Annotated in this window: 4 protein-coding genes; all 4 read left to right on the plus strand. The window is 37.9% G+C overall.

From position 1 onward, the window contains the following. Positions 1-334 precede the first annotated feature (334 nt). Positions 335-1,525 carry an exonuclease SbcCD subunit D gene (locus ACFQ3N_RS17440; RefSeq protein ID WP_390363981.1) on the plus strand — a complete coding sequence of 397 codons (1,191 nt, stop codon included), beginning with the start codon at positions 335-337 and terminating at the stop codon, positions 1,523-1,525. Between the two features lie 26 nt (positions 1,526-1,551). Next, positions 1,552-4,644, plus strand: coding sequence for an AAA family ATPase (locus tag ACFQ3N_RS17445; protein WP_390363983.1), 3,093 nt, complete (start codon positions 1,552-1,554; stop codon positions 4,642-4,644). 40 nt (positions 4,645-4,684) lie between these two features. Further along, positions 4,685-5,341, plus strand: coding sequence for a hypothetical protein (locus ACFQ3N_RS17450; protein ID WP_390363985.1), 657 nt, complete (start codon positions 4,685-4,687; stop codon positions 5,339-5,341). A 149-nt stretch (positions 5,342-5,490) separates the two neighbouring features. After that, on the plus strand, positions 5,491-5,832 hold the full coding sequence (locus ACFQ3N_RS17455; protein ID WP_390363987.1) for a zinc ribbon domain-containing protein YjdM: 342 nt from the start codon (positions 5,491-5,493) through the stop codon (positions 5,830-5,832). The last annotated feature ends 330 nt before the right edge of the window (positions 5,833-6,162 follow it).

Genomic DNA, 6,162 nt, shown 5'->3' on the forward strand with positions numbered 1-6,162 from the left:
GTCTCAATAGAGATTACAATTCGGCACTCAATATCAAAAAAGAAGGCATTCGCTTATTAGCAAGCGCATAATAAAAATATAAACTTTTGGAACAAGAGGGTTAGCTTGGTCAATTTCGTCTGCTACCAAAAGTGACGATTACCCAAGAAGCCCCCACTTCAAACAACCCGTAAGGGTGGTAAGTGGTGGGAGTAGTTCACTCCTCTTAGATCTACACTTGGCACTTCAGGAAAATATATCAAACTATGATTTTAAACAACAGAATAGATTAACCGTATATTATAATAGGTAAATAGAAGAATTCGTTTAGAAAAAAAGAAAGGAGCGTTTTTAAATGAAATTATTTCATACTGCGGATTGGCATTTAGGTAAACTTGTCCAGGGGGTATACATGACGGAGGATCAGCAATACGTTCTCGAACAATTGATTAAAGCAATTGAAGAGGAGAAACCGGATGCTGTGATTATTGCTGGTGATTTATATGACCGTGCGGTACCGCCAACTGAAGCAGTTCATCTGTTGGATGAGGTATTGGAAACGATCGTGATCAAGTTGAAAACTCCAGTTTTGGCGGTTGCGGGTAACCATGATAGCCCAAGCAGGTTAAACTTCGGTAGTAGGATTATGAAACAGAATGGATTTCATATCGTTGGTAATTTCAATAAAGAATTAACACCCGTCAAACTTGATGATGAGCATGGACAAGTACATTTTCATCTCATACCATATTGTGATCCGAGTGTCGTTCGGACTGTTTTAGAAGATGAAGAGATTCGCACACATAACGATGCTGCAAAAAAAATTGTAGAAACCATTAGCGAGAAAATGGTTCCGAATAGTCGTCATGTTTTTGTCGGACATGCCTTTGTTACCCCTTCTGGAGAAAAAGAGAATAATACAAGTGACTCAGAGCGACCACTTTCCATTGGAGGAGCAGAGTATGTCGATAGCCATAATTATGCACCGTTTCATTATACTGCGCTAGGCCACCTGCACCAGGCACACTATGTCGCTAATGAAACGATCCGGTATTCTGGATCTATTTTAAAGTATTCTATATCTGAAGAAAACCATAAAAAGGGATATCATGTTGTGGAGATGGATGCAGACGGTAATGTAACTGTGGAGAAGCGACTATTAACACCGAAAAGAGATATTCGTACGGTGGAGGATACACTTGAAAATCTATTAACACATCCTGTAAATGATGATTATGTTTTTGTTCGTCTACTAGATGAGGCGCCTGTACTTTCTCCAATGGAGCGCGTTCGTTCGGTTTATCCTAATGCGATGCATGTGGAACGAGGGAAATATTTATCATCTGAGACGTACGAGGATAAAGGGACCCGGAGTCGTAGTGAGATGAGTGATTTGGATCTTTTTAAAGCATTCTACAAGGAAGTAAAAGGTGTGGATGCTTCAGAAGAAACCGAAGCAATTTTTAAAGAAGTGTTGGATGAACTGTTAAGAGACGAGAATGAGACTTCCACAAATACGAAACCAAAAGAATATATTTCGAACTAAATATTAAAGAAAGGGGAGTGGATGAATTGATACCAATTAAACTGACAATGACGGCATTCGGACCATATAAAAGCACGGAATCCGTAGACTTTACAGAACTCGAACAGAATAATTTGTTTGTTATCTCAGGAAATACCGGAGCTGGTAAAACAACTATTTTTGATGGGATCTGTTTTGCATTATATGGAAGTGCGAGTGGCTCGGACAGGGAAGATAACAAGATGCTGAGAAGTGACTTCGCAGATGATAATACCCACACATCGATTGAGCTTGAATTCGAATTAAATGGCAGGTTTTATCGTATTTTACGCCAATTGGGCCATGTGAAAAAAGGAAACAAATCCAAGACTGGTGAACGGTATGAATTTTATGAAAAAGTGGATGGAAAAGAAGTACCTTGTGTGGATCGCCAAATGATCTCTGAGATTGATAAAAAGGTAGAGGCAATTATAGGTCTGACACAGGATCAGTTTAAGCAGATTGTTATGTTGCCACAGGGAGAATTTCGTAAACTATTAACCTCCCAAACTGAAAATAAAGAAGCGATCTTACGGAGGCTATTCAAAACAGAGAGTTACAGTCATATTAATGAACTGTTGAAAAATAAAAAGGCCAAAGTGGAAGAGGGCTTTAAGCAAGTACAACAAGAGCGGGATCATCATATTCAAAGCATTACTACAGCATTACCAGAGCGGGAAGGATCTTCCTTATTCCAAGTACTTTCGGAAGCATATTATAATGTGAATCAGGTGGTTGAAGGGCTTCGGGAAGAAGATGCCTATTATACGAAACAAATGAAAATAGATAAACAAAAATATGATGAAGCCTATAAAGCGCACGACAAGAAACAGAGAGAATTTCATCAAGCAAAGACAATAAATGAACGATTTGCGGAATTGGATCAGAAAGAAAAACAAGTAAAGGAACTTGAAGAACAAAAGCCTCAGTACACCAAAAAAGCAAAGGAATTGGAAGAAGCTGAACGGGCTAGTCAGATGGAGATTTATGAAAAGCAGGTTAACGAATGGCAAAAAGAAGAAAAGGCTAAAACAAGTATTTTACAAAACGCCGAGAATTCCCATCAAAATGCTGAAGAAAAACAAAAGCATGCTAAACATACTTATCTACAGGAAGAAAATAGGAAAAGTGAACGAGAGGAAGTCAGCAAAAAACGTGATCGCTTGAAAGACTTCCTACCAACCGTTAAAGAACTTGATGAAAAGAAACTGCAGTTAAAACAATTAGAGCAAGATGGTAAAAAAGCTTCTTCTGATTTGGAAAAGGTACAAGGAGAATTGAAGGAAAAAGAGGAAGCGAATGAGGCATACAGTAAAAAAATGAATGAGATGGATCAAGCAGTAAGTCAGCTACCTGAAAAACAACAAGCATTAACCGAGATGAGAGAACATGTCAGAATCGTTATGGACTATATCAACTTAAAAAATAAACAAGCTGAACTTGATAAAGATGTTCAGAAAAAAGAAGAGGATTTTCGTGCTGCCAGGTCTGCTTATCAAGAAGCTGAAGATGGATGGTTGAATAGTCAAGCGAGTATTTTAGCAGGTCACTTACATGACGGTGAAGCTTGTCCAGTTTGCGGAAGTCCGGAGCACCCAAATAAAGCGACAAACCAAGGGAATGTGGTAACAAGAGAACAACTAGAAGTATTAAAAAAAGAACTAGATGAAAAAGACACACACTATCGTGATGCAGTTGCCAAGCATAAAACGAACGCGTCCCAACTGAAAGAAAAAGAAACAGAGCTTGTAGACAATCAGTTACCACCAGAAGATGCACCATCCATAAAAGAGCAACTGGTTGAAAAGGGTAAACGGTTAAGTGAAGAAGTAGATGCTGTGATGAAACAACGAGATGAACGTAAAGAGAGTAAAGTAAAGCAGGAAAAAGCACAAGAAGAGATCAACCAGTTGAAAACCAGGAAAGAACATCTGGAAAAATCATACCAAGAACATAAAATGACTTATCAAACTTCCAAGGCTGTATATGACGAAAGATTGCGTAATATACCTGAGGAAGTAAGAGTTTTATCAAATTTAGAAAAAGAAATAAATGAAACAGAAGCACTTAAACTAAGATTGGAAAAGGCGTGGGATGAAGCTCAGAAAAACCTGCAACAAGCAAATGAACTACAAACAAAAGCAGCCTCTGACTTAAGTCATGCGAAAAAACAGTTGGATGAAACTAAGGAGAAGAAAGCTAAGTCTGATAACCAGTTTAAGGCAGAATTAAAGAATGCTTCTTTTGAATCTGAGGAATCCTATCAACAGGCAAAAATGCCAGCAGCTGCTAGGCAGGAACTCAAAGAGGATATCCAGCAATATAATGAAAATCTGTCTACTAAGAAGCAGCAAGGAGATGAGTTAAAAGTTACGTTAAAAGATAAATCCAGAGTAGATTTAACGCTTCTCCAACAGGATCTGCTTTCGTTGAAAGAGGCATACGAGTTAGCGTACAAAACCTTAGAATCATCAAAAGACTACCAGAAAGAGTCTTTGAAGATAAAAGAAAATATTGTGGATCTAACTAAGCGAGTATCCGGACAGGAAAAAGAACTGGCTACAATCACAGATTTATATGATGTTCTAAGAGGGCAAAATAATCAAAAGATTTCCTTTGAGCGTTATTTGCAAATTGAATACTTGGAACGAATTATTGAAGCTGCCAACGGGCGGTTAAAACGTCTATCCAACGGGCAATTTTATTTAATGAGAAGTGATCGTCAGGAATCTCACGGTAGACAAAGTGGTTTGGCGCTTGATGTATATGACGCATACACCGGCCAAACAAGGGACGTTAAAACGTTATCTGGCGGCGAGAAGTTTAATGCATCTTTATGTCTAGCGCTTGGTATGTCAGACGTTATACAAAGTTTCCAAGGTAATATTTCAATCAATACGATGTTCATTGATGAAGGATTTGGATCATTAGACGAAGAATCGTTGAACAAATCAATAGATACTCTAGTTGACTTACAACAATCAGGTAGAATGATCGGCGTTATTTCACACGTTCAGGAATTGAAGACCATATTCCCAGCCGTTCTTCAAGTATCCAAAACAAGGGAAGGCATTAGCCAGACAAAGTTTATGGTGAAATAGGAATTCTACTCACTGAATTTGCATACGAGGAGGAAAAAGTTTGGAAAAAACCTTAAAACAAATTTTGAGTGAACTGAAAGAAATACGTGTTGACATAACTGATTTGAAGCATGGACAAAACAAATTAGAGACCAGCCAACGTACATTAGGAACTGGACAAATGAGACTGGAAGCGGGACAAATTAAACTAGAAGTCGGACAAACGAGATTGGAAGCAAGGCAAACCGGACTAGAAGAAGGACAAACGAGATTGGAAGTAAGGCAGACCGGACTAGAAGAAGGACAAACGAGATTGGAAGTAAGGCAAACCGGACTAAAAGAAGGACAAACGAGATTGGAAGCAAGGCAAACCGGACTAGAAGAAGGACAAACGAGATTGGAAGTAAGGCAAACCGGACTAGAAGAAGGGCAAACGAAATTAGAAGCAAGGCAAACCGGACTAGAAGAAGGCCAAACGAAATTAGAAGCAAGGCAAACCGGATTAGAAGAAGGGCAACTCAGACTGGAAACCGGTCAAACTGGACTAGAAACTGGGCAAATTAAACTAGAAGAAGGCCAAAAAAGTTTACAAAAGAATCTTGTTGATTGTATGGTCATGTATACCGATAAAATTATTGATCACTTTGATGCAAAAACTGAGGTATTAAATAAAAGGGTATACCAAGTAGAAGCAGGAATAGAACAATTAGACAGATAGTGTTGAAAATTTATTTCTTTAACAAAACCTCTAACATATAGGCGCGTTTATAGTACGCGTCTTTTTGTTGCAAAGAGGTTGGGTAGAAGTATAGTATAATTAAGGCTTGTCGATATGATAGAATAAAAGATACGAATGGAGGAGAAAACATGTCAAATCTACCAAACTGTCCAAAATGTAATTCCGAATATACATACGAAGATGGAAACCTGCTTGTATGTCCAGAGTGTGCACATGAGTGGACTTTAGAATCAGAAACCCAAACTAGTGAAGATGAAAAGACGTTTAAAGATTCAAATGGAAATATCTTAAGCGATGGTGATGCCGTAACGGTAATCAAAGACCTTAAAGTAAAAGGAACTTCATCTGTTGTAAAAAGAGGTACAAAAGTAAAAAATATTCGATTGATCGATGGAGATCACGATATCGATTGTAAAGTGGATGGTATTGGAGCTATACAGTTAAAAACTAAATTCGTTAAGAAGCTGTAGTTTTTAGAAGACAGATGTCAGAAATAGTAAAAAGAGAGTTGAAAAGATTCTGATAAAATTGTATAATTTGGTCAGTCTCATACATATGTAGGTCAATTATTTTCCAGTTTGCACGGGCGATATAAATGAAATGTGAACACAATGGATCCAAGTAATTTTATACGGTTTTACATAACTAATATGGATTGACCTAAGATTTTATATAAGACGTTATAACAGTTCACTCATGTTGCAAGTGGACTGTTATTTTTATATGTAGGTTTTTTAACGTACTTCCGAAAGAAGTCTCCCTCTTCAAGTGTGTGAAGGGCGTAGCCCAACGGTAAGGGG

Source organism: Virgibacillus byunsanensis (assembly GCF_042675965.1).
Classification (GTDB): domain Bacteria; phylum Bacillota; class Bacilli; order Bacillales; family Amphibacillaceae; genus Virgibacillus_R; species Virgibacillus_R byunsanensis.

Excerpts from the sequence above, each read along its gene's own strand:
- ACFQ3N_RS17440 (WP_390363981.1), top strand. The coding sequence starts at position 335 with ATGAAATTATTTCATACTGCGGATTGGCATTTAGGTAAACTTGTCCAG.
- ACFQ3N_RS17455 (WP_390363987.1), top strand. The coding sequence starts at position 5,491 with ATGTCAAATCTACCAAACTGTCCAAAATGTAATTCCGAATATACATAC.